Annotated in this window: 19 protein-coding genes; 14 read left to right on the forward strand and 5 right to left on the reverse strand. The window is 50.4% G+C overall.

Translation table 11 applies throughout. From position 1 onward, the window contains the following. Positions 1–50 precede the first annotated feature (50 nt). Genes H6585_05205 through H6585_05240 form a run of 8 tightly spaced genes read left to right on the forward strand, consistent with a single transcriptional unit; the run spans position 51 to position 9,520 of the window. On the forward strand, positions 51–1,322 hold the full coding sequence (locus tag H6585_05205; GenBank protein MCB9447726.1) for an oligosaccharide flippase family protein: 1,272 nt from the start codon (positions 51–53) through the stop codon (positions 1,320–1,322). Continuing rightward, positions 1,319–2,524 carry a hypothetical protein gene (locus H6585_05210; protein ID MCB9447727.1) on the forward strand — a complete coding sequence of 402 codons (1,206 nt, stop codon included), beginning with the start codon at positions 1,319–1,321 and terminating at the stop codon, positions 2,522–2,524. The genes H6585_05205 and H6585_05210 overlap by 4 nt, the downstream gene beginning before the upstream one ends. Continuing rightward, complete coding sequence (gene asnB / locus H6585_05215; GenBank protein MCB9447728.1) at positions 2,512–4,317, forward strand: asparagine synthase (glutamine-hydrolyzing); 1,806 nt, start codon at positions 2,512–2,514, stop codon at positions 4,315–4,317. The genes H6585_05210 and asnB overlap by 13 nt, the downstream gene beginning before the upstream one ends. Further along, positions 4,310–5,419, forward strand: a complete 1,110-nt coding sequence (locus H6585_05220; GenBank protein MCB9447729.1) for a glycosyltransferase family 4 protein — start codon at positions 4,310–4,312, stop codon at positions 5,417–5,419. Before asnB ends, H6585_05220 begins: the two co-directional genes overlap by 8 nt. After that, positions 5,416–6,432: a glycosyltransferase family 2 protein gene (locus H6585_05225; protein ID MCB9447730.1), complete on the forward strand. Its 1,017-nt coding sequence runs from the start codon at positions 5,416–5,418 to the stop codon at positions 6,430–6,432. The genes H6585_05220 and H6585_05225 overlap by 4 nt, the downstream gene beginning before the upstream one ends. Beyond that, positions 6,429–7,703: an O-antigen ligase family protein gene (locus H6585_05230; protein MCB9447731.1), complete on the forward strand. Its 1,275-nt coding sequence runs from the start codon at positions 6,429–6,431 to the stop codon at positions 7,701–7,703. Before H6585_05225 ends, H6585_05230 begins: the two co-directional genes overlap by 4 nt. After that, the gene (locus H6585_05235; GenBank protein MCB9447732.1) at positions 7,700–8,920 is read left to right on the forward strand and encodes a DegT/DnrJ/EryC1/StrS family aminotransferase; all 1,221 of its coding nucleotides are present in this window, start codon (positions 7,700–7,702) and stop codon (positions 8,918–8,920) included. Before H6585_05230 ends, H6585_05235 begins: the two co-directional genes overlap by 4 nt. 9 nt (positions 8,921–8,929) lie before the next feature. Continuing rightward, on the forward strand, positions 8,930–9,520 hold the full coding sequence (locus H6585_05240; GenBank protein MCB9447733.1) for a sugar transferase: 591 nt from the start codon (positions 8,930–8,932) through the stop codon (positions 9,518–9,520). Here H6585_05240 and H6585_05245 read toward each other — a convergent pair. Continuing rightward, on the reverse strand, positions 9,489–10,376 hold the full coding sequence (locus tag H6585_05245) for a hypothetical protein (protein MCB9447734.1): 888 nt from the start codon (positions 10,374–10,376) through the stop codon (positions 9,489–9,491). The genes H6585_05240 and H6585_05245 overlap by 32 nt on opposite strands. Positions 10,377–10,621: 245 nt before the next feature. Between H6585_05245 and H6585_05250 the strand changes: the two genes are divergently transcribed. Continuing rightward, entirely contained in the window at positions 10,622–11,506 is an 885-nt protein-coding gene (locus tag H6585_05250) for a universal stress protein (protein ID MCB9447735.1), read from the forward strand. A 98-nt stretch (positions 11,507–11,604) separates the two neighbouring features. Here the strand turns inward: H6585_05250 and H6585_05255 are convergent, their stop codons facing one another. From H6585_05255 to metX, 3 genes are all read right to left on the reverse strand, one after another. Further along, on the reverse strand, positions 11,605–12,396 hold the full coding sequence (locus tag H6585_05255) for an outer membrane beta-barrel protein (GenBank protein MCB9447736.1): 792 nt from the start codon (positions 12,394–12,396) through the stop codon (positions 11,605–11,607). A gap of 104 nt (positions 12,397–12,500) precedes the next feature. Continuing rightward, positions 12,501–13,556, reverse strand: a complete 1,056-nt coding sequence (locus tag H6585_05260; protein ID MCB9447737.1) for a hypothetical protein — start codon at positions 13,554–13,556, stop codon at positions 12,501–12,503. Between the two features lie 25 nt (positions 13,557–13,581). Next, positions 13,582–14,616, reverse strand: coding sequence for a homoserine O-acetyltransferase (metX, locus tag H6585_05265; protein ID MCB9447738.1), 1,035 nt, complete (start codon positions 14,614–14,616; stop codon positions 13,582–13,584). 155 nt (positions 14,617–14,771) lie between these two features. Here metX and H6585_05270 point away from each other — a divergent pair, with 155 nt between their 5' ends. The 5 genes from H6585_05270 to H6585_05290 are packed head-to-tail and all read left to right on the forward strand — an operon-like array spanning position 14,772 to position 18,375. After that, positions 14,772–15,209 carry an OsmC family protein gene (locus tag H6585_05270; protein ID MCB9447739.1) on the forward strand — a complete coding sequence of 146 codons (438 nt, stop codon included), beginning with the start codon at positions 14,772–14,774 and terminating at the stop codon, positions 15,207–15,209. Positions 15,210–15,213: 4 nt separating this feature from the next. After that, on the forward strand, positions 15,214–16,392 hold the full coding sequence (locus H6585_05275) for an O-succinylhomoserine sulfhydrylase (protein MCB9447740.1): 1,179 nt from the start codon (positions 15,214–15,216) through the stop codon (positions 16,390–16,392). A 50-nt stretch (positions 16,393–16,442) separates the two neighbouring features. Next, entirely contained in the window at positions 16,443–17,060 is a 618-nt protein-coding gene (locus tag H6585_05280) for a rhomboid family intramembrane serine protease (protein ID MCB9447741.1), read from the forward strand. Continuing rightward, positions 17,057–17,551, forward strand: coding sequence for an HAD family hydrolase (locus H6585_05285; protein MCB9447742.1), 495 nt, complete (start codon positions 17,057–17,059; stop codon positions 17,549–17,551). Before H6585_05280 ends, H6585_05285 begins: the two co-directional genes overlap by 4 nt. Next, positions 17,548–18,375, forward strand: a complete 828-nt coding sequence (locus tag H6585_05290; protein MCB9447743.1) for an aminotransferase class IV — start codon at positions 17,548–17,550, stop codon at positions 18,373–18,375. Before H6585_05285 ends, H6585_05290 begins: the two co-directional genes overlap by 4 nt. 85 nt (positions 18,376–18,460) lie before the next feature. On the opposite strand, the gene H6585_05295 is transcribed toward H6585_05290, so the two are convergent. After that, positions 18,461–23,164 (reverse strand): HYR domain-containing protein, encoded by a 4,704-nt coding sequence (locus tag H6585_05295; GenBank protein ID MCB9447744.1) that lies wholly within the window; start codon positions 23,162–23,164, stop codon positions 18,461–18,463. Between the last annotated feature and the right edge of the window lie 17 nt (positions 23,165–23,181).

A 23,181-nucleotide genomic window follows, 5' to 3' on the forward strand; every position in this document is an offset into this window, starting at 1 on the left:
TTGCTCATTGTAGGTTTGGTTCCAGGGGTACGCTTGTTATCTTAGCCCTGATGGGAAATCGCAATCTGATAGGCTCCGGTCTTTTCAGGAATACGGCCGTGCTGTTTTCCGGTACGGCCATTGCACAGGTGATTCCGCTTCTGCTGTCCCCGGTGCTTACCCGCTTGTATTCGCCGGCCGACTTCGGTACGTACTACCTTTTCCTTAGCATGGTAGCTCCATTGGCTGTTGTGTATTCAGGAAGGTACGACATGGCCGTTATGTTGCCTTCTGAGAAGCGGGACGCCGCTCATGTTGCCGCTGTCGGGGTTGTGGTTGCCGGTTTGCTATCGCTGATCACTGCCATTCTCGTGTGGCCGTTGTCCCATTTCATCAGCCTGAAGTTTGAAAGCCCGGATGTGGAACCCTGGTTGATATGGGTGCCGGTTGCCGTATTCTTCATGGCATCTTACCGCTGCGTTTCCTTTTTGTTGATCAGGGATGAGAAGTACAAGCTTTCATCTGTAAATAAGGTGGTCCAGACATCTGCCACCGGTGCGTCTTCTGTTGGAATGGGCTGGCAAAATGCCAACCTCGGTGGATTGATCTGGTCTGATCTGATTGGCAAAGGATTGCTTTTCATTGCCGGGTTTGTTCAGGTGAAACGTATAGGTTATGCCATGCGCAACATCAACCTGAGTCATATGCGCGAGATGGCTCGCCGCTACGCCGAATATCCCAAATACAATGCTTTGCCTGCTTTGGCGGATAGCCTGAGCCTGAACATACCCGTGATGATGGTGTTTAATTTCTTCGGGCAGCAGGTTACGTCTTTCTTTAATTTTTCCCGACAGGTGATCGGGAGCCCGTTGCTGTTGGTGTCCGGTTCTTTGTCACAAGTGCTGTTCCAGCGCATCGCCAGAAAAAAAGAGGCGGGTGAGTCCATCCGGAAGATGCTCATGTCAACCCTGGGCGTACTTTCGCTGCTGGCACTTGTATACCTTGCAGTGATTGAACTCACAGCGGAAGACCTGTTTGCGTGGGCATTCGGCGAACCCTGGCGCATGGCCGGCTACCACGCACGTTTCCTGGCCATTTCATTTGCATTGAAGTTTGTTATTTCTCCCCTAAGCATTGTATTCCCGGCGTTGGGTGCCATCAAAACCGGAAGCATCTGGCAGGGTGTGTACTTCTTTGCAATCGCCGTTTTGTTCTTCGCTGGGGTCCTGAGCATCCGCCAGTTTTTGTGGTTGTATGTGGCCATTGAGTCGGTGATGTACCTGATTTACCTGTATCTTGCCCTGTTGGTTGTGAACCGTTATGAATCTTCCCTGACCAAATGACAAGTAACCTGCGATTAAAAGATTTTATCCTGCCGTTGCTCTATGGTGCGGTCATGTTTTGGATCCTGATCGGATTGGCCACTTTTTCCGGTTTCCGGCATTTCGAAAAGTGGAGCATTCATGTGCTTACCTTCGGATGTGTGGTGGTGCTGCTTCGCGATCGAAAAGGATTCGGAAACCCTTTCCGGGTGCGAATGCCCGACTGGGTCCGTGCCCGTTGGGTGGAATGGGGGCTCGTGTCCTTCGTTCTTCTGGCCACAACTGTACACCTGATCAAACTCCATGGATGGCCGCTGGTTGAAGCATGGTTCCAGGAAGACATTGTAGGAACCGCACTTGTGAGGCAGTCGATTATCGCGCGTTCAGGCGCCCTGATGAACTACTTGTCCAGTTTTGTGATCAAGGCCATCCTGCCTTTTTCCATTGTGTTTATGTATTTGCGAAAACGGAAGATGATGTTGGGGTTGGTGACGGCCATCGGAATGTTTTACGCCCTGATGCTGATGCAGAAAAGTTTCATGGTGACCATCTTCATGCCGTTGCTATGCATCCTGTTGCTTGAACGCAAGTGGTTGCGCCTGGCGGGAGTTGCATGCTTGTCGGTCTTGGGAATTGTGATTCTTTTGCTGGTGACAAATCCCCAGCTCCTTGGGAGAGGAAAGGCAAGGGATCTGCCCGTGATCGAGAACCCCTTCGGAACCGGTCTCAAAGGATTGGCGAAACGGGTGCTTTATGTGCCGGGTAAGGTTACGGGGGAGTGGTTCGACCTGGTTCCGGCGCACTATCCTTACCTGAACGGATGTGGTTATCGCTTCCTTCAACCCCTTACCGGTTGCGAATATGTGGATTACTCCCGGAAGCTGTACGATGAGCTTTTTCCCGAGTACAAAGCCCTTGGCCTTACCGGAACGGTGAATGTTGCCAGCTTTGTGAATGACTATGCCAACTTCGGCATGAGGGGTGTATTCCTGTCGGGTATTGTACTGGCTGTGCTGATTACCCTGTTGACGCGCTTATATCACAACCGCGAAGTGTACCTGATTCTTTTCAACTTATTTCCTGTGATCATGCTGAGTTCCTCAGCCGTTTCCACCTTGCTCTTTTCCGGAGGGTGGGTGGTGATCAACCTGCTCTTCATGGTCCTCAACCCTTACCTTCCTGTTCTCCGTTTCGATAACCGCAAACGCTTATGTGTGGGATAGCGGGTATTGTAAATTTTGATGGAAGCCAGCCCGCCAGGGAACAGGTGCAGGCCATGATGGATCTGATCGCGCACAGGGGCCCCGACGGAGAAGGAATGCTGGTGGAAGGGACCGTAGCGTTGGGGCATCGCCGCCTGGCCATCCTCGATCTTAGCGATGCCGGTGCACAACCGATGACATTCGGCGATCTATCCATCGTGCACAATGGCGAAATCTACAATTACCTTGAAATAAAAGAAGAACTCGGCAGGTACGGACACATCTTTCATACCCATACCGATACGGAAGTGATTTTGGCCGCATACGCACAGTGGGGCGACCGATGTGTGGATCACTTCAATGGCATGTGGGCTTTTGCTATCCTTGACAGGAACAAACACCGCCTGTTTTGCAGCAGGGACCGTTTCGGGATCAAGCCCTTTTATTACCTGCAAACACAGCAGCGGTTGTGCTTTGGTTCGGAGATACGGCAACTGCTTGCATGTTCGGAGTCACGAACCGTACACCCTTCAGTGTTGGCAGATTACCTGGTGCTCGGACTGGAAGAGCACACCGAAAACACCTTCTTTTCCGGTGTTTTGCGACTGATGCCGGGGCATAACATGTCAGTGGATCTGAGATCAGGCCGCGTGGAGGTGCATGCCTATTATCATATACGGGTGCTGTCTGATGTGGCTAAAATGAACGAAAGGGATGCCGTGCAATCCTACAAGGAGTTGCTGATGTCATCTATTCGTTTGCGCCTTCGGTCGGATGTGCCCGTGGGAACTTGTCTGAGTGGCGGACTCGATAGTTCGGTGGTTGCCACACTGGCAGCGGGTTTGCACAAGGAGAAATCCACGGAACCCTTCCGGGCAATCACCGCAAAATCCACAGAGAAAGCCAATGATGAAAGTGGCTACGCACAGATGGTGGCTCAGAAGAGCAACCTGGATTGGCGGGTGTGCGAGCCCGGACAAAACGATTTTGACGCCTTGCTGGATGAGGTGGTGAAACTCCAGGAAGAACCTTTCGGAAGCCCTTCCATCATCATGCAATATTTTGTGATGAAGGCGGCAAGGGAAGCCGGTCTGGTAGTGATGCTGGACGGACAGGGAGGCGATGAAACCCTTCTCGGATATGAACGCTATTACCCGGCGGCGGCTCGCACCCGCAATGCCATGGGAAGGGCATCTTTCATGATACAGGCAGCGCGCCATTCCCGGATCAGTTTGCCCAGCATGCTGGCTTATCAGGTGTATTTTTCCATGCCTGAAGTGAGATGGCGCAGACAAAGAACACGGTATTCATTCGTGAAGTCCGAATGGCTGGACCGGGCGGATGCCAATGTCTTAAGGGAGATCAGCGCATCGTATGCCAATGTGCAGTCGCTGCAGGTGCTTGAACTCTCAAAAACACAGCTTCCGCACCTGCTGCGCTATGAAGACCGTAACTCAATGCATTTTGCCATTGAAAGCAGGTTGCCTTACCTGGATTACCGCCTTGTGGAATTTGCCGTGTCACTGCCCCTTGAGCAGAAGATCAGAAAAGGGTGGACCAAATATGCCTTGCGGCAGGTGGCTGCTGAGATTCTTCCGAATGAAATTGCATGGAGAAAACATAAATTTGGGTTCGAGGCACCTGCATCCACATGGTTACAGGACAGGAAACAATTGGGCAAGTGGCTGGCGGCATCGGATCTGGTGCGACAGATCACGAATGATTTGCCGGTAGATCGTATGGACCTGAATCAATTGTGGCGACTGGTGAACCTCGCGAAATGGGAACGAGCATTTGATGTGAAACTTGGCTAAGATCTGTCATATCACCTCCGCACATCAGCCTGGAGACATTCGCATTTTTCATAAAGAATGCAGTACGCTGGCTGCTGCCGGCTTCGACGTTTTTCTTGTGGTGCCCTGGAAGATCAATGAGGTGAAAAACGGCGTAACCATCATAGGTGCCGGATTGCCCGATAACCTGTCTCGCAGGCAACGTTTGCTCGGATCGGCGGGTGCGGTATGGAGGAAGGCGCGTTCGCTGAATGCCGACATCTACCATTTTCACGACCCCGACCTGTTGCGCTATGCCGGGAAGATGACGAAGACAGGTGCCAAAGTCATATACGATTCCCACGAAGATCTGCCGCGACAGGTGAAAAGCAAGTACTACATCCCAGGCTGGATGCGTGACCCGCTTTCGCGTTACCTGGAACGGTACGAGAACAAGGTGGTTCGACGTATCTGGGGCGTTGTGGCTGCTACTCCGCTTATCCTGAAAAGATTTAAGCAAGTCAATCCCAACACCGTCACGGTTTGCAACTACCCTTTGCTGGTTGAATTCGACAAAGATGTTCCCTGGACATCCCGCCGCCGGCAGGTTGCGTATCTGGGTAGCATAACCCGGGTGAGGGGAATCGTTGAACTGGTGCAGGCCATGGAACACGTGGATGCGCAACTTGTATTGGCCGGATTGTTTTCACCGGCCTCCCTGAGAGATGAAGTGAAACAACTACCCGGTTGGAAGAAGGTGAAGGAACTCGGGTTTGTGGACCGGGGGGAAGTGGCCTCCATCCTGGCGGAGAGTAAAGTGGGCGTGGTAACCCTTTACCCGCAAGACAACTACCGGGAATCATTGCCGATCAAACTGTTTGAATACATGGCGGCAGGTGTGCCTGTTGTGGCTTCCGACTTTCCATTGTGGAAGGCCATTGTGGAAGGCAATCAATGTGGCGTATGCGCAAACCCGCAAAATGCCGGTGACATAGCTGCCGCTTTGCAAAAGATCCTATCGGATGATGAAGGTGCGCGTATCATGGGTCGCAACGGGAGGCGTGCTGTTCTCGAGATGTACAATTGGCATCAGGAAGGAGAGAAGTTGGTGAAGTTTTATAAAAAAGCCCTGGAAGTGGTATGACCGTGTTGCCCGAAATATCCGTGGTGATTCCATGCCGGAATGAGGAGGCATACATCGGTCGGTGCCTGGATGCCATCCTTGCGCTCGACTATCCGCAAGACAATTTGAAGGTATATGTTTGTGACGGTTTGAGCGGTGATCGTACCCGGGGCATTGTGATCGAATATGCCGGACGGCATCACTTCATTCACCTGCTGGATAATCCCCTGAAAACAACGCCGAATGCACTCAATACGGGGATCCGTGAAGCAATGGGTTCGGATGTGATTGTGATCCTGGGCGCCCACGCTGAGGTGTATCCGGATTATCTCAACCAATGTGTGGAGGCATTCACCAAAGGTGACAACATCGGCTGTGTGGGAGGTGTATTGGAGAATGTATATCAAAACCAAACCTCCAGGATCGTTTCATTGGCGATGGCGTCTCCGTTCGGTGTGGGCAATGCTTTTTTCCGTTTGGGTAACAAAGAAGGCTTTGTGGATACGGTTGCCTTCGGGGCTTATAAAAGGGAAGTATTCGAGCGCGTGGGGATGTTCGATGCGGATCTGACGCGCAACCAGGATGACGAATTCAACTATCGTGTGAAGAAAGGCGGATTCGGGATCTACCTTTCACCTGCCATACGTGCCAAATACCACGTCAGGGCCCGATACCGGAATCTCTTCCGGCAATACTATCAATACGGATACTGGAAGGTTTTTGTCAACCGGAAGCACCGCGCGGTGACCTCTATCCGACAGTTGGTGCCAGCCTTCTTTGTATTGTTCCTGCTAACAACTCCCGTTGCCCTGTTCACGTTCCCGCGTCCATGGGCGGGTGTGATGCTGTCTTACCTGGGAATTGGGTTGCTGTTCGCTTTTAAGAAATCCTGGAATCCCCTGGTGGCATTGAGGGTATGGTTCACATTCTGGATTCTTCACCTGGCATATGGAACAGGGTACCTGGAAGGCGTGTTCCGGTTTCTGCTACTGCAGAAGAATCCTTCACCCAAACATCAAAAGAGCTCGCGGTGAAAACCTGGTTGCAGATCCTGAGACAACAACCGTGGAAGTTTGCAGTGGCAGCACTTGCATTTGCAATTCCCAGCATGCCCTGGTTTCTGCCTTCGCTCATCGTGCTGATTTTTGTCGTAACGCTTTGGAAACAATACTACCGCCAGGGTCTGGGGAAGGGCGCCAGGAGGAAGGGCTTGATTGTGTTTCCCTTGTTTTTCCTGTTTCACGGCATCGGCTTGTTGTATACGCAGAACATGGAATATGCCCGGCACGACCTTGAAACGAAGTCGGCACTTTTGTTCCTGCCCATCCTGATGTCCTGGATACCCAGGCCGGTGTTGCGCGATGTATACCAGGTGATGCTGGCATACATAGCCGGTTGTTTTACCGCTATGTTGGAATGCCTGGGGGTTGCGAGTGTTCACTGGCTCCGAACAGGAGAGAATCATTTCTTTTACGCCGACCTGTCGTTGCATCAACACACCACATATTTTGCATTGTATGTCTCGCTCGCGATCGCCATGGCTTATTACTTTTTGCTTCGTGCAAACCGGAGCAAAAAAGGAAAAGGCTTTTATGCTATGTGGGTGTCGCTGGTTGTGGTGTTCTCCGGTTTTGTGTTGATGCTTTATTCCAAAGCGGGGATGGCAACCATGGTGATGGTGCATCTGATCACCTTCGCATATTTTGCCAAACAACGTTTCGGTTGGTGGAAGACCATCGTTACCATGTTGCTCATTACGGTAGGGAGTTCGGTGCTGATTTATGTAGCCGTTCCTCATACGGCATATCGGTTGCACCTGATCAAAGAATCATTGTTGAACCATGACAAGCTGGATAAAACCACAGTGGAAAGCACGGCCGTGCGCGTGTTGGTATGGCATGCGTCAAAAGAAGTGTTGAAAGAACATCAACCCTGGGGAACGGGAACAGGCGATGTGAAGGATGAATTGCTGGCCATGTACAAACGGCTTGGAATGACCGGTGCCTTGAAGCACGAACTCAATTCCCACAATCAGTACCTGCAAACATGGTGTGCCCTGGGTATACCCGGTATCGTGTTGTTGTTGCTGATGCTTGTCTATCCCTTTCGACGTGCAATCAGGGAAAGCAATTACATCTACCTCGTGTTTCTGATCACATTCATTTTTAACCTGCTCTCCGAGTCCATGCTGGAAAAACAGGCCGGGGTTGTGTATTTTGCATTCTTTAATGCTTTTTTCTTCTTTTGGTGTCATGCAGACAGGCAACCGAAGGATGCCATATCTGCTGATGCTCAATTCCAATGAAAAAAACACCATTCTCGCCACCTCGGATTGACCAGAAGACCATTGATGCTGTGACAGAAGTGTTGCGTTCGGGATGGATCACCACCGGCCCCAAGACAAAACAGTTCGAACAGATGCTTGCGGCATACTGCAATGTGGAAAAGGTGTTGTGCCTGAATTCTGCCACGGCCGGACTCGAACTGATGCTGAGATGGTACGGTGTGGGCCCGGGTGACGAGGTGATTGTTCCGGCTTATACCTATTGTGCTTCGGCCAATGTGATTGTTCATTGCGGAGCTACTCCGGTGTTTGTGGATGTGCTGGAAGATTTTACGCTGGATCCCGAAGCAGTGAGAAAGGCCCTGACCGTTCACACCAAGGTGATCATTCCTGTGGATATTGCGGGATGGCCTTGCGACTACGATGCGTTGCTTGCATTGCTGAGTGAGCCCCTTGTTTGCGAGATGTTTACCCCGGCGCACCCCAACCAGGAAAAATTAGGACGACCCATGCTGCTTGCGGATGCCGCCCATTCATTGGGAGGTGTCTATAAGAACCGGATGGTGGGAGCACTCGCAGATGCCACCGTCTTTTCTTTCCATGCAGTGAAGAACCTGACCACTGCGGAAGGTGGTGCCATCGCATTCAGTTTGCCGGATTCATTTGATCCGCAGGAGGTGTACAATTACCTTAACATATTCTCATTGCACGGTCAGAACAAAGATGCTCGTGCTAAAATGGAAGGAAACAGCTGGCGCTATGATGTAATCGAAGCCGGTTATAAATGCAACATGACGGATATTCAGGCCGCCATGGGATGTGTGGAATTGGAACGATATGATGAAACCCTGGCAAGGCGTGAGAAAATATTTAAGGGATATGCTGCGGCGCTATCTCAGCAGGATTGGGCGGTTTTACCTCCTTTTCGTACGGCAGATCGCGTATCTTCCTTTCATGTGTTTGCCCTGCGTCTGAAGGGTTTCAGGGAAGAGGAAAGAGATCGTTTGCTCCAGGAAATGCTTGCCAGGGGCGTGTCGGTTAATGTGCACTTCATTCCTGTGCCCATGTTGGCATACTACAAACAGTTGGGGTATACGATTGATGACTACCCGGTTGCTCATGATCTCTTCAGTCATGAGATATCCCTGCCCGTCTACTATGACTTGTCTGATCAGGATGCGGAACGGGTCACCGATACACTGATATCTTGCGTGCAGCATATACTGACCAACGCCTAACGGTAACGGATGAAGCGTTTTTTTGACTTTATATGTTCCCTGATCCTTCTGATGGTGCTTTCTCCGGTTTTGCTGGTGTTGGCGATTTGGGTGGGGCTCGATAGTCCGGGCGGCGTATTTTATAAACAGGAAAGGGTCGGAAAAGGGGGGAAGGTATTTCGATTGCTGAAGTTCAGGTCAATGCGACCGGGATCTGACAAGAAAGGGTTGCTAACCGTTGGGTTCGCCGATAACCGCATCACAGGAGCGGGAAGATTTCTGAGAAAGACAAAGCTTGATGAACTGCCCCAACTGATTAACGTGTTGAAGGGAGATATGAGTTTGGTAGGTCCCCGCCCGGAGGTGCCCCGCTACGTGGCCATGTACAATGAAGTTCAACAACGCGTGCTGGATGTAAGGCCCGGAATCACCGATCATGCATCCATACGCTATTTTGAGGAAAATGAATTGCTTGCACAGTCATCGGACCCTGAGCGAACCTACATTGAAGAAATCATGCCCAAGAAATTGGCCATTAACCTGGAGTATGTGAACCACCACAATCTGATGACGGACCTGGGTATCCTCTTCAGGACATTCCTCCGGATGGTACGGGGATGAGCATATTTTCCCGGGCATTTTTTACCAACATGGCTTCATCCTGCCTGCCGGTTGTTTCAAAGGAGAACTCCAGGCTTCTGAGGAGTTGTTGAATGGCCTGGATGTTCGAACCCGGGTAAAAGTGACTGGGGTCTGGCTTCACATTCATCTTGCGCAGATACTTTTTGATTTCCCTTGCAGAAAAGACCGTACCCTTGTGGAATACATTGATGTAAAACAACACATCGGTAGACTTGGTTTTTGTAGGGATAAAAGACTCTCCATCCATATAGGCAAGAATGAATTGTCCGGGTAGACTGATGGTGTGTACGGGCATGCCCAGTTTGCTGGCCAGGGACGCGTACAGGATGGATAATACCACCGGGCTGCCTGATTTTCTTTTAAGGGTTCTGTGGATGCAATGCTCTTCAGGGGCATGGAACGGCGGTTGTGTGACACTGAATCCATGTACATCGAACAGGATATAGTTCAGAACTCTTACCTTTTCAAGCGCCGTGAGGTTTTCATTGAATTCTATCCAAACATCCCTTGTGAGACGGTTAAAGCGATCGCTCAGTTTGTCGTAGTCTGCATCCTGGGCTGCAATCTGGGATACCAGGTGTGCACCTTTCAATAGGTTGCGGTGATCACTAATCACCCAGTCCTGCAGGAGTTGTGAGGCTTCTCCCTGGTAGATCCTTTTCAACAGGTTGGATATCCTGTGCTTGAGCAGCTTATCCCTGCTGCCGTCCTGAGCAGCACTGAGTTGTGGAAGCACGGCGGTACCATAACCCCGTAAAACACTTTCTATATGCGAAAATACCCCTTCGTCAGGGTCGTCGAGTAATTGAATCAGGGCATCAACACTTTGCATCATGAACAATTGAATTGTTACAAAATTAGGTTCATCGGTCGGGTACAAGTGACTGCCCGTTTCCATTTTTTCAACACCGGTCTTTTGATTAAATGAGAATCCTTATACCTTATATGAACCTTATTTGCTGCACAATCAACTTAAAATCAATTGCTTGTATATATTGATGAATGAGGGAATGTACCGATTTATTTGTGTGCCACATGCCGATGTATTAATTTTGTGCCCTATTCTAAAACTGTTGATTCATGGATGCGTCTACAAAACAAATTTTGGTACCGGTTGATTTTACCGATCAGTCGTTGATTGCTTTGTCCCAGTCATACAAACTGGCGAAAATGCTGGATGCCGAGATCACCTTGTTAAAAGTGATTGAGCAGCATGGTTTTTTGTCCGGTTTGTTTCAGAAACATGAGGATGAAGTGACCGCTGAAATCCAGTCGAAACTGGATGCCTTGGTAAAGCAAACTGAAGAGAAGGCGGGAGTGCGTGTGAATTCGTTGATTGCCAAAGGAAAGCCGTATGAGAAGATACTGGAGGTAGCCGGAATGATCAACACGGTTTTGATCATGATGGGCACCAGTGGCGGAGCACCTGGTCTGAAAGGCATGTTGATCGGATCCAATGCGTTGCATATCGTAAGACAAACCAGCTGTCCTGTCATCACCATCCGGGGCAAACACCACCGGGATGGGTGTGACCTGATTGTGTTGCCCCTGGATCTGACCAAGGAAACCAAGCAAAAGGTTGACAAGGCGGTGATGTTCGCTAAAATGTTCGATGCCAAGATCGCCATCGTTTCTGCGATGTTCACCAAGGATGAGTTCATTGTGAACAAGCTGAACCGCCAGATGCAACAAGTAAAAGCCTTCATCCAGGAACGGGGTATTTCATGCAATGCAGAGATTGTGAAAGGTTTGAAGGGCCAGGAAACAGAGGCGGATGTTATTGTGGACTATGCCAAAAGGGTAGAAGGCGACCTCATCGTCATCATGACCCAGCAAGAGACTGAAATGACGGACCTGTTCCTGGGATCCACGGCCCAGAGAATCATCAGTGAGTCTGACATTCCGGTGTTATCCCTGGTTCCCGAGAAGGTGTTGGATGGCGGTAACATCGTTACACCTTATTAAGTTTCAAAGTATCTTTTCCCTTATAAAGCAAAAGGCCTTTCGTCATTGACGGAAGGCCTTTTTGTATGTGAAAATACCGGAGTTCCGGGTGTAGGCGATTAAAATTCGGGAAGGAAATAGCGAACGGATACGCCCACCATGGAAAACATGTCCACGCCACCGGTCACACCATTGTCATATCCGTCCAGGTAGTCGGTTGTGGTGAAATAGAGTGAGCCTTTGATGTCGGCCTGTACATTCTCGTGCAGCTTGAAGGTAACACCGAGGGTAAGCGGAAACGTGAATGCCGCATGGGATGAATCCAGTTTGGTTTCGTAAACATAGTCGCGGTTCATCTCTTTGGCATTGATGGCATCCGGGGCGTTTTCGGCCCTGTTCATGATCTTGCCATTCGTCCAGTAATAATAGTCGGTGTTTCCGGCTTTCAGGTCGGTCTTGGAATTGAAATACATGAATCCCACGCCGGCGGCCAGGTAGGGAGCCATCTCAATGTCATAGGCCAGGGTGAGGTCGTTGTCGGAATGTAGCATGAGCTGTCCGTCCAACTGGATGATGTTGCTCAGGAAATTTTTATTTCTGCTGGGTTGATTGGAGCGTTCACTTTTGCTGATTCTTCCGAAAAGAAGATTCCCGGACACGCCTATGTAATCGGTCAGTCTTTTTTGCCCTATGAGTCCGAACATCCTTCGTTCCGTGGCGAAACTGACCAGGTCATTGTGTGTGCCATAGCCGATGTCACCGAAGTATGACAAGCTGCCGAACGTGATTCCTGCTGAAATGCGCATGTCTGGCCCGACATGTTGCATTTCTTCTTCCTCCTGCGCAGATACCTGTATGCTTGCCAATGTCAGGAGTGCAAGCAAAGCCGATGAGTAAATGTGTTTCTTCATTTGGAATGCGTTTGGCATGAATCCTTGGGAAAGGCCTAAAGGTAGAAAATTGGTGTTGGATTCCAAATAATGCAAGGGTGGCAAATGGGCTTGGATTGATAGGTCTAGTGGTAGCATTTGAACGACTCGAAGGCCTGCTTGAGGTCGTCCCAGATCATGCCACGTGGGTCGAGTTGCGGACTGTAAGCAATCTCGATCAGATATACCTTGTTTTCCTGCTGCACCAGTTCCATCCAGCGATGGATATCCAGTGTTGTTGTTTTACTTCCGAAGTGAACATGTTTGAGTTGAAGCTTGCTTGCCATCAGGATGTTGTTCTCATCCGCAACCAGCTTTTCCACGTCATAAATCAGGTTGGCTGCGGTGGAGATGAAGTAGTTGGCCAGTGAAAAAGCCGGATCGGTGGTTTCATTCTCAGACCTTTCGAATACCGTTACGCCGAAGTAGGGGATGAAGGAAAGGGAAAGCGAATTGGCACTGCTGTCCGTTGCATTGGAGTCGGTCAACAGGAATATGTTGGCCAGCATCGGGCGGCTGCGTGGTTCCAGGCCGATCTTAATCGGTGCCGCCACTTCCCATTTGGTGGAAACACTTTTCTTGAGGATGGAACCGAACTTGGAAATTCCTGTGCTTTCACGGAAGCATGTCAATGCTTCTTCGTAAGGACGCTCCTGGTAATCCGATACCAGGCAGCCCAGGGCCATTTTCATCCGGCTGAATGAAAGGAATGCATCCATGTTTTCCGGAGATGTTTCAAAATTAACGCCCTTGAGGTAGGCATCGAAACCGTGGACCCTTTCAATTTCAGGTCTGATGCCTTCCGGTAGTCTGAAGCTGAATCCGTCTTCTTTGCTGTAATAAAACTGCGTGGTGTCTTCGTGAAAGAATTCGTCCCAGGGTAAAATGATTTTGCGGTTGGCCACCGAAATGCTCCGCCCGTCCATGTTTGTGACGGTGATTTTGGAATTGTTGGAGAAATGATCCAGGATCGCCACCTGGCAAATCACCATGAAGAAAATGATGTACACATAGATCGCATTGATTTTGCGCACATCACGTTTGTTCCGCTTCTTGTCTTCCGACAGAAGCCTGTAGGTGACAAAGGCCAGGATCGTACCCAGTCCTATCAGAACGTATATGGCTATTTCAAAGGTTCCCATCCTTCAGGACCATCGGGTGACATCATCAGCCCGGCAAGGTAGATAATTTCTTAAAGAAGGCCTGTGCCTTTTGCTGGATCTGGTCGGATTCCACCATGAAACCGTCATGCCCGTAAGTGGAATCAATGGTTTCAAGTGTGGCGTTGGGCATGTGGTCGGCCAGGTATTGTTGTTCTGAGACCGGGCACAGGATGTCACTGTTGATGCCCATGATGAGTGTTGGTGCGGTTATCGTTGCAAGCGTGGTTTCAATGGAAGCTCGGCCACGACCAAGGTTGTGACTGTCCATCGCATGGGTCAGCACCCAGTATGAATATGCATTATAGCGCTTGACCAGCTTATCTCCCTGGTAACGGAGATAAGAACTGGCCTTGAAGTTGTCCAGGCGGTCGTCATCATCGGTCTGGGCCTGTTTGAATATCTCAAAGCTGCGGTAGGTCAGCATGCCGATGGCCCTGGCCAAAGATAAACCTTGCGCAGCGTCACCGATGTTCCCTTTTTTCCAGTTGGGGTCCAGTTCAATGGCCATCCGCTGTGTTTCATGAACACCAATGGCCCACGATGTTTCCTTTGCATTGGTGGCCAGCAGGATGTTGCATCCGAACAGACCGGGTTCCATGCTGTTCCATTCCAATACCTGGTATCCACCCATGGAACCTCCGATGGCCGTATGGATTTTTCGGATACCCAGGTGGTCTTTCAGTAACCTGTGTGCATGAACGATATCCCTGATTGTAATGGGAGGAAAGGTGTCCAGGTAGGGTTGGCCCGTTTCAGGATTGAGGGAGGAAGGACCGGTGGTTCCGTAGCATGAGCCGAGGTTGTTGGCGCATACAATGAAATGCCGGCTCGGGTCAAGGAGTTTTCCTTCACCGAACAACACCGACCACCAGTCTGCCACATCGGAATTGGCGGTCAGGTGATGCATGACCCAGATCACGTTGTTGCCCATGGCGTTTAGCTCGCCGTAGGTGTGATAGGCAATGTCGAGGGCCGGTAACCGTCCTCCGCGTTCCAGCTCGAAAGTTTCGGCATGGTGATATGTTTGCGCCGGGTTCATGCAATTGCGATGGTAAAATAATACCTGTTTTGGGGCACAAATATAAGCTTTGAAATGCTATCCGATTAGGAAACCACCCGTGAACTTTCTTCATAAGACCCGGATTCACACGGATGTGTTCAATAATCGTATCTTTGGAGCCTTGATTTCCAGCCATGAAAATTGAACTGAACAGACTAGATGACGCTTTCCGATTCAAAGCGACCAGCGAAGACGGAAACAGCATTATTATGGATGCCGGCCCCAACCTGGGCGCCCAGGGGAAAGGGGTTCGTCCCATGCAGACTTTGTTGATGGGATTGGGCGGTTGTAGCGGTATTGATATCGTTATGATTCTTAAAAAACAGCAACAGCAGATCGATGATTTTCACATGGAGATAGAAGGTGAACGGGAAGCTGGCAAAGAGCCCTCCCTGTGGAAGGAAGTTCATGTGAAGTTTTACCTGGATGGCCCGCTTGACCCACAAAAGGCGTGGCGTGCGGTCGACTTGTCAATGAATAAGTACTGCTCGGTCGCCAAAACACTGGAGGCCCACGCGCATATCACCTTTTCCGTATTTGTAAACAACCAGGAGGTTCACTCCGAAGCTTAGTGTTATGAGTGATTTTCAAGAATTCGAAACCCTGGCCATCCGGAACCAGGCAGAAAAAACCCAATTCAAGGAACATGCGGTACCTATGTTCCTCACCTCCAGCTTTACTTTCGATGATGCGGAAGAAATGCGCGCTGCTTTTGCATCAGAGATAGATCGTAATATTTACAGTCGCTTCTCCAATCCCAACACTTCAGAGCTGGTAGAAAAAATGTGTGCCCTGGAAGAGGCGGAGGCGGGATTTGCATTCGCTTCCGGTATGGCCGGGATCTTTGCGTCTTTCGCCGGTGTGCTGAAGGCAGGTGATCATATCGTGGCCTCACGATCCATCTTCGGTGCCATTCATACCATGCTCGCCAATGTTCTCTCACGATTTGGGATCACACATACCCTGGTGGATGCAGATAAACCACAGGCATGGGAAGCGGCCATTCAACCCAACACCCGGATGATTTTCCTGGAAACTCCTTCCAATCCCGGATTGGATATTGTTGACCTGGAGTGGGCGGGAAACCTGGCGGATAAGCACAACCTCATCCTGAATGTAGATAACTGTTTTGCTACGCCCTACCTGCAACGACCCATGGATTACGGAGCGCACATTGTTTCTCATTCTGCCACCAAGTATATCGACGGTCAGGGTCGTGTGATGGGAGGTGTGGTGGTGGGCCGCAAGCAATACATAGACGAGATCTACCAGTTTGCACGTACCACCGGCCCGTCCATGTCGCCTTTTAATGCATGGGTGCTGAGTAAGAGTTTGGAAACATTGGCTATTCGGATGGAAAGACATTGTTCCAATGCCCACAAGTTGGCAACCTGCCTGGACAGTCATCCCGAAGTAGAGTGGGTGCGGTATCCATTCCTGACTTCACACCCCCAGTATGAGATAGCGCAAAGGCAAATGAAATTGGGCGGCGGCATAGTGACTTTTCAGGTGAAGGGCGGACTTGAACGTGGAAAGAAATTCCTGGATGCGCTGGAAATGGCTTCGCTGACCGCCAACCTGGGCGACAGTCGTACGATAGCCACACATCCCGCATCTACCACACATAGCAAACTTTCCGATGAAGAGCGTATGGCGGTGGGAATTACACCCGGACTCGTGCGTGTCTCCGTGGGGCTTGAGAACATCATAGATATCATTAAGGATATCGAACAGGCCCTGGAACGTTCTAAGTAAGCAGGGTGTGGCACTTGCGCTGAAATCATTCAGGTAAATAAGGGAGAGCCATGATAACCCTAGTCATTATCGTCATTACAGGACTGGTATCGGTTCAGGCATTTTCCAATCATGAGCTGTTTCTTAGGTTGCGTTTCAATGCCTATGTAACCCGCAATCAGAAACAATGGTACCGACTTGGGTCATATGCATTGTTGCATGCAGATTGGATGCATCTGATCGTGAACATGTTCGTGCTCTATTCCTTCGGACAACAGGTAGAGTTGGAATATCGGGCTTACTTCGGTCCCATTGGCATGCTCTTTTATGTGTTGTTGTATACGAGTTCGGTGGTGATGTCCATCATTCCAAGCTATGAGCAACAGAAGAACAATCCGGTTTACAACAGTGTGGGAGCGTCCGGTGCGGTATCTGCCGTGCTGTTTGCGCAGGTGTTGTTTGATCCGCTCGGCCAGGTTGCATTGTATGGGATCATTCCAATGCCTTCAATTCTTTTTGCGGTGGTTTACCTCGGGTATTCATGGTACATGGGTAAGCAAGGCCGCGATAACATCAACCACCATGCTCATTTTTTCGGAGCTGTATATGGCATGCTGTTTACCGTGTTGTTGGATAAGCAGATAGCTGTTAACTTCTGGGAGCTGATCAAATACAAGTATTTCGGTTGAAAAACAAAGCCATATTTCTGGACAGGGACGGCGTAATCAATAAAGAACGCGGAGCATATACCTACTTGCCGGAAGACTTTGAACTGAACCACGGATTGCTGGAAAACCTATGGCGATTACAACGGGCGGGTTTCCTGTTGGTCGTGGTTAGCAACCAAAGTGGTATAGCTAAAGGCTTGTACAAGGAAGCGGACGCGTTGCGGCTGCATGAGATGTTTCTCGCAGCCTGCAGGGAAAAATCCATCGAAATAGCAGCGTTTTATTTTTGCCCGCATCACCCCGATTCCGGTCAATGTCTATGCCGCAAGCCCGGCTCGTTAATGATTGAAAAAGCCCTTGCACGTTTTGATGTGGATGCGGGTAAGTCTTTTCTTATTGGTGACCGTGAACGGGATGTCCGGGCGGCTGAAGCGGTAGGGGTAAAGGGCATATTGGTGGCATCCAATGAAGATATCACGGCTGTTACAAACCGCATCCTTCAGGCGTCATGAACCCTTCCATTATTTTGGTAAATGGTGAAATCCGTTCTTCGGAAGAACCGGTGTTATCTTCCTTCAATCGCTCATTCCGTTATGGCGATGGTTTGTTTGAGACCATGTATTGGTCTGATGGCAGGCTGTGGTTCGCAAATGATCATGTGGCCCGGTTGAATGAGGGTTTGGGCGTTCTTGAAATGACGCTGGAAAAATGTGGTGATACGGCGTATTGGACGGAGCAGGTGAAGCTACTGACCGCTCGGGCAGGCCTGGAACGTGCCCGCATCCGGCTGCAGGTGTATCGCAATGAAGGTGGGTTATATCTGCCAACGGAATATGCTGCATCATGGATCATGGAAGCAGGCCTTTTACCGGAGGTGCTGGTGCGAGAAAAAAGAAGGGTGATGGTTCTGGATGCACAGGTGGATTCCGGCCCATTGTCTCATCTGAAAACATGCAATCGATTGCCACAAGTGTGGGCCGCGGTAAAAACCAGCAAAGGAGGATATGATGATGCTATTCTGCTGAATGGGAAAGGACGGGTGGCGGAAGCCATTTCGTCGAATCTGTTTTTGGTTTGCGGGAATCGGTTGGTTACGCCTGCCATCGGTGAGGGTTGTGTAGCGGGTGTGATGCGCAAACAGGTATTGGTCTGGGGTAAGGAACTTGGAATGGAAACAGAGGAAAGGGGAGTGGTGCCGGATGAATTGTACGACGCAGATGAAATCTTTCTTACCAATGCCATTTCGGGCATTGTATCCGTACGCACATTGGTGAATCGATCTTACCGTGCCACGAAAGCGGATCTGATCCGGCAGCACGGACTTTCGAACCGGTAATTCAATTCTGAAAGCATACAAATAAAAAACCCCTCCGTCACAATGACGGAGGGGTTTTTATTATGTCAGGAGACATGATCCCGGATTACTTCCGGAGTACCATCTTGCCTGTTTTCACCAGACCTGACTCAGTGATCAATTGGTACACATAGATGCCGTCGGGCAGGTTTTGTGCATCGAATTGAGCCTGGTAGATGTATCCACCCTCAACGTCTTTGTTGAAGATCACCTGAACCTGCTGTCCGCTGATGTTGTAGACAGTGATGGTTGCGTGATCATCGTTGTCGATGTTGAAACGGATGGTGGTTTGCTGGCTGAAAGGATTCGGGAATACTTCCAGGTCGGCACCATTCTGGATACCTTCCCATACCATAGAGTTGGTTTGCTTTTCGTTCACGTAATCGCAATTGTGAACGTCGTTGCAGTAACCAAGCGCATCACCGTGGGCAAGGTGGTCGGCAACCGCATTTGGTGAAATGCACAGTGTTTGGGTTTTGCCGTTGCCGCTTACATGGCAAACCATTACTTTGCCGCCTTCATACATGACAATGGCTTTACCACCTTTTTCGCAACGTACGTCAATTACGCAAACAGTGGCTGAATCTACTGCGGTGCAACCGTTTTCATCGGTTACTGTTACGTAGTATATCGAAGTTGCGGAAGGACATACATTGATGGAAGCAGTGGTTTCACCAGTACTCCAGCTGTAGGAGTATCCCGGTACACCACCTTGAGCAGAGGCGCTCAGGCTTGTGCAGCCATAAGGTTGGTAACCGTAGTATACGGTACCATTGTTGCCTGCATCGGCCACCAGTTCTGAAGGCTCGGTGAGGGTGATGGACAATTCAACGCTTTGTCCGCTTGCATCGGTAACGGTCAGTTGGTAATCACCAGCTGACAGTCCGCTAACATCTGCAGTTGCAGCACCATTGCTCCATGCATAAGCGTAAGGCAGGCAACCGCCACCAACGGTGGTAGAGATGCTGCCGTTGCTTCCGCCGTTGCAAGAGATGTTATAGCCATTGTAAGTCGGGCTGCTCAGAGAAGCAGTCAGCGTTTGTGGAGTAACAGTCACATTGAATGAGCAGGAAGAAGCATTTCCTGAAGCATCGGTAGCTGTGTAGGTAACGGTGGTGGTTCCGAGCGGGAATTCATCGCCGCTGTTGTGTGTGCTGCTTACAGCGTAAGAGCAATTGTCACCGGCTACCACATCACTCCATGATACCTGGGGATCGCAATCTTCCGGGGTAGAAACCACGGAGATGTCGCCCGGGCAGCTGATGTAAGGAGCGGTGCTGTCAAGCACGGTAACGATTGACATGGCAGAAGCGTTGTTGCCGCTGTTGTCAGTGGCAGTCAGAACTGCAATGTTGGTACCTGTGTGACCGCAGGTGAATGCTGTTCTGTCAACAGACAGGCTAGCAATGCTGCAGTTGTCAGTGCTGCCGCCGTCTACATCGGCTGCGGTAATGGTGGCATTGCCTGTGGCATCGAGGTAGATGGTGATGTTCTGTGCAACAACAGCCGGTTTGGTAGAATCTCTAACGGTTACGGTGCCGCTTGCAGACGCAGTGTTTCCGCTAGGATCAGTGCCGGTCAGCACAACAGTGTTCGCACCAACATTGGCACAACCGAATGAGCTGTTGTCGATAGACAGGGAAACACCACAGTTGTCGCTCGAACCACCGTCTACGTCAGCAGCGGTAATGGTAGCATTGCCGGTAGCGTCAAGGAAGATGGTGATGTCCTGCGCAATAACAGCCGGTTTGGTGGAATCTCTAACGGTTACGGTGCCGCTTGCAGACGCAGTGTTTCCGCTTGGATCGGTGCCGGTCAGAACAACAGTGTTCGCACCCAGGTCAGCGCAACTGAATGTGCCGTTGTTGATAGACAGGGAAACACCGCAGTTGTCGCTTGAACCACCGTCTACGTCAGCAGCGGTAATGGTAGCATTGCCGGTAGCGTCAAGGAAGATGGTGATGTCCTGCGCAATAACAGCCGGTTTGGTGGAATCTCTAACGGTTACGGTGCCGCTTGCAGACGCAGTGTTTCCGCTAGGATCAGTGCCGGTCAGCACAACAGTGTTCGCACCAACATTGGCACAACCGAATGAGCTGTTATCGATAGACAGGGAAACACCGCAGTTGTCGCTTGAACCACCGTCTACGTCAGCAGCGGTGATGGTAGCGTTGCCGGATCCGTTCAGGTACACAACGATGTTCTGGGCAACCACTTTGGGTGGCAGAGAGTCCAGAATGGTGATGGTGCCTTTACCGGAAGCGGCGTTGCCGTTGTTGTCGGTAGCGGTCAGAACAACTTCATTGTCGCCTACGTTTGCGCAGGTGAATGAACCGTTGTTGAGAACCAGGCTGGCGATGCCACATGCGTCGCTAGAACCGCCGTCTACATCATTGGCTGTTACCGAAGCGTTGCCGGCAGCATCCAAATAGAAGGTGAGGTTCTGTGCAATCACAGTGGGAGGAGTAGAATCATTCACCGTAACAACTGCGTTGCAGGTGGATGTTTCGCCGTTCACATCTTCAACAGTCAGTACAACCGTGTTGGGGCCAACATTGCTGCAATTGAAAGAGGAATTGCTGATGGTCATGGAAGCCAGACCGCATTCAGCAGTGCTTCCGCCATCTACATCAGCCGCGGAAATGGTAGCGTTGCCGGTAGCATCGAGGTAAACCGCAATGTTTTGGCAAACAGCCGAAGGACCTTGACAGCATTTGTTGAAATCGTCCTTCACAGTTACTGTTGCAGCGCAGGTAGAAGAGTTCCCGTTTACGTCTACAACAGTCAGGATCACCGTGTTGGCGCCCAGGCTTTCGCAAGAGAAGGTTGATTTGTTGATGCTGATGGAAGCGATGCCACAGTTGTCTGTGCTGCCGCCATCCACATCAGATGCATTGATGAATGCAAGGTGACTTGAATCCAGCTGAACAGTGATGTTCTTGCAAACAGCATTCGGTGCTTCGCCATCAGCCAATGTAACACCTGAAGTAGCGGAAGTGCAACCGGCTGCGTCTTTCACCATCAGGTCATAAGAGCCGAAGCCCAGGCCTGTGAAAGATGCGCTGGCACTATAGGTGGTGCCTCCATTGATTGAGTAGCTGATCGGAGCAACACCACCGGATACACCAGTAAAGGTGATGGAGCTGGAATTGCTGCTGTCGCATACTGCAGAAGCGTAAGTGAAGGTAACCGTACCGCACTGCCAGGTTTTGGAACCATGGTTGCTGGTAAGGCTGCCGGTGGTGGCAACGATGTCGTCAGTGCCGCTCATGTTGCCGTTGTAGCAATAAGATGCTTCACCGCTTGCATTGGTGAATGCGAAACCTGAAACATTGTTGGCGCCGGTTACGGCAAAGTCAACACGAACACCTGAAACGGGGTTGCCGTACTGGTCCAGAACCGTAGCGGTTACACAGTGCTGACCGCCAACAGTGGAAGTACCGCCATTCACGGGAGCAAGGGTAATTGAGCTTACGAAACCAATCGGGGCCAGTGACTGACCGCCGGGGTATCCGTAAGAATCGTAGTTACCGAAACCGTAGCTGTGTACACCGATCGGGTAGTTGCTGTTCAGGTTGTGTGTTCCGGCTGCAACGGTCAGTTGAGCTGCATAAAAGCCGCTGGCTCCGATGGCTGAGAAGCTACCGGCAGGGATCACACCACCGTCAAGCGTTACATTACCGATTGCGATCTGAGGCACAACCAGGTTGATGAAGTGATAAGAGAAACCGCTTGCAGGTGTAGATACGGTGTAAGAACCCAGGAATTGCTCGTAGGGAGGGATCAACATCATGAAGGGATCCGCTACTGCTCCATCGCAGCTGCTGCCGCGTGCAAACTGAGCAACCAATACGGGTTTGTTTGAAGTGATCACCGCATTTGTAGCGATGGTCATTTCGTGTACCTGTCCTTTGTTCAGCGTAGCTACCGGTGCGCCGTTTACGGTTACGCTGGTGCTGTTCTGAGAAGCGAGGATACGGAAAACGTCACCGCCGCTGCGGTTTTTCAGGGGAGCGGAAACGAAGTTCTTACCCCATGCAGACAAAGGAGGCATTTGTTCTACCAAGTGGTCACATGCATAGCAGGTGGTAGGTACGTTGGCGCAAACCACACTTCCGTAAACCGCTACGGGTTTGTCGGAGGTAATGGTGCTGCCACTCATGTCTGCGCCATTTGTGCCACCCAATTGGTACACCTCGCCTTGGTTCAGGCTTACATTGAAGGCTACGCCAGCGGCGTGACCGCCAGCAGACGTGCTGGGAGTAACGGTGATGGTTGTAGCATTTTGTGTGGCTACAACAGTCATTTGCGAAGGATAGCTTGCGCTCAATCCTGTGTATGACATCACCATGTAGTCTGTACCCAAAATGTCTGTAGGCATACCCAGATATGCATCTGTGGTATAGCTGATCTGGTTCAGACCGTAAATGGTTACTTCGTTGTTGGAAGTAACGTGGATTCCTTTGTTTTCAACACCGTTGGAAGTCATTACCTGGTTTGAAGCAGGAATGGAGACCGTTGTGGTAACACCAGGCGTGGTGGTGAATGAAGTGCTGAAGCCTGTACCGGGGATGTTCACATTTCCGCTTGAAGCGGTTTCAGAGCTGATGAACAACTGCAGTGGGCTGTTTGCCGTGTAGTTACGCGGGAATGCCAACCAGAAATCGTTCCCCTTGCTATCAGGCAATTGTGCCTGAGACAAAGTCGGTACGGCCATCACCGCCAGCATCACTGCACAGACGGTTTTGAAAAGCCAACTTATTTTTTTCATGGGTCGTTTTGTTTGAA

The organism is Flavobacteriales bacterium (genome assembly GCA_020635855.1).
Taxonomy (GTDB): Bacteria; Bacteroidota; Bacteroidia; order JACJYZ01; family JACJYZ01; genus JACJYZ01.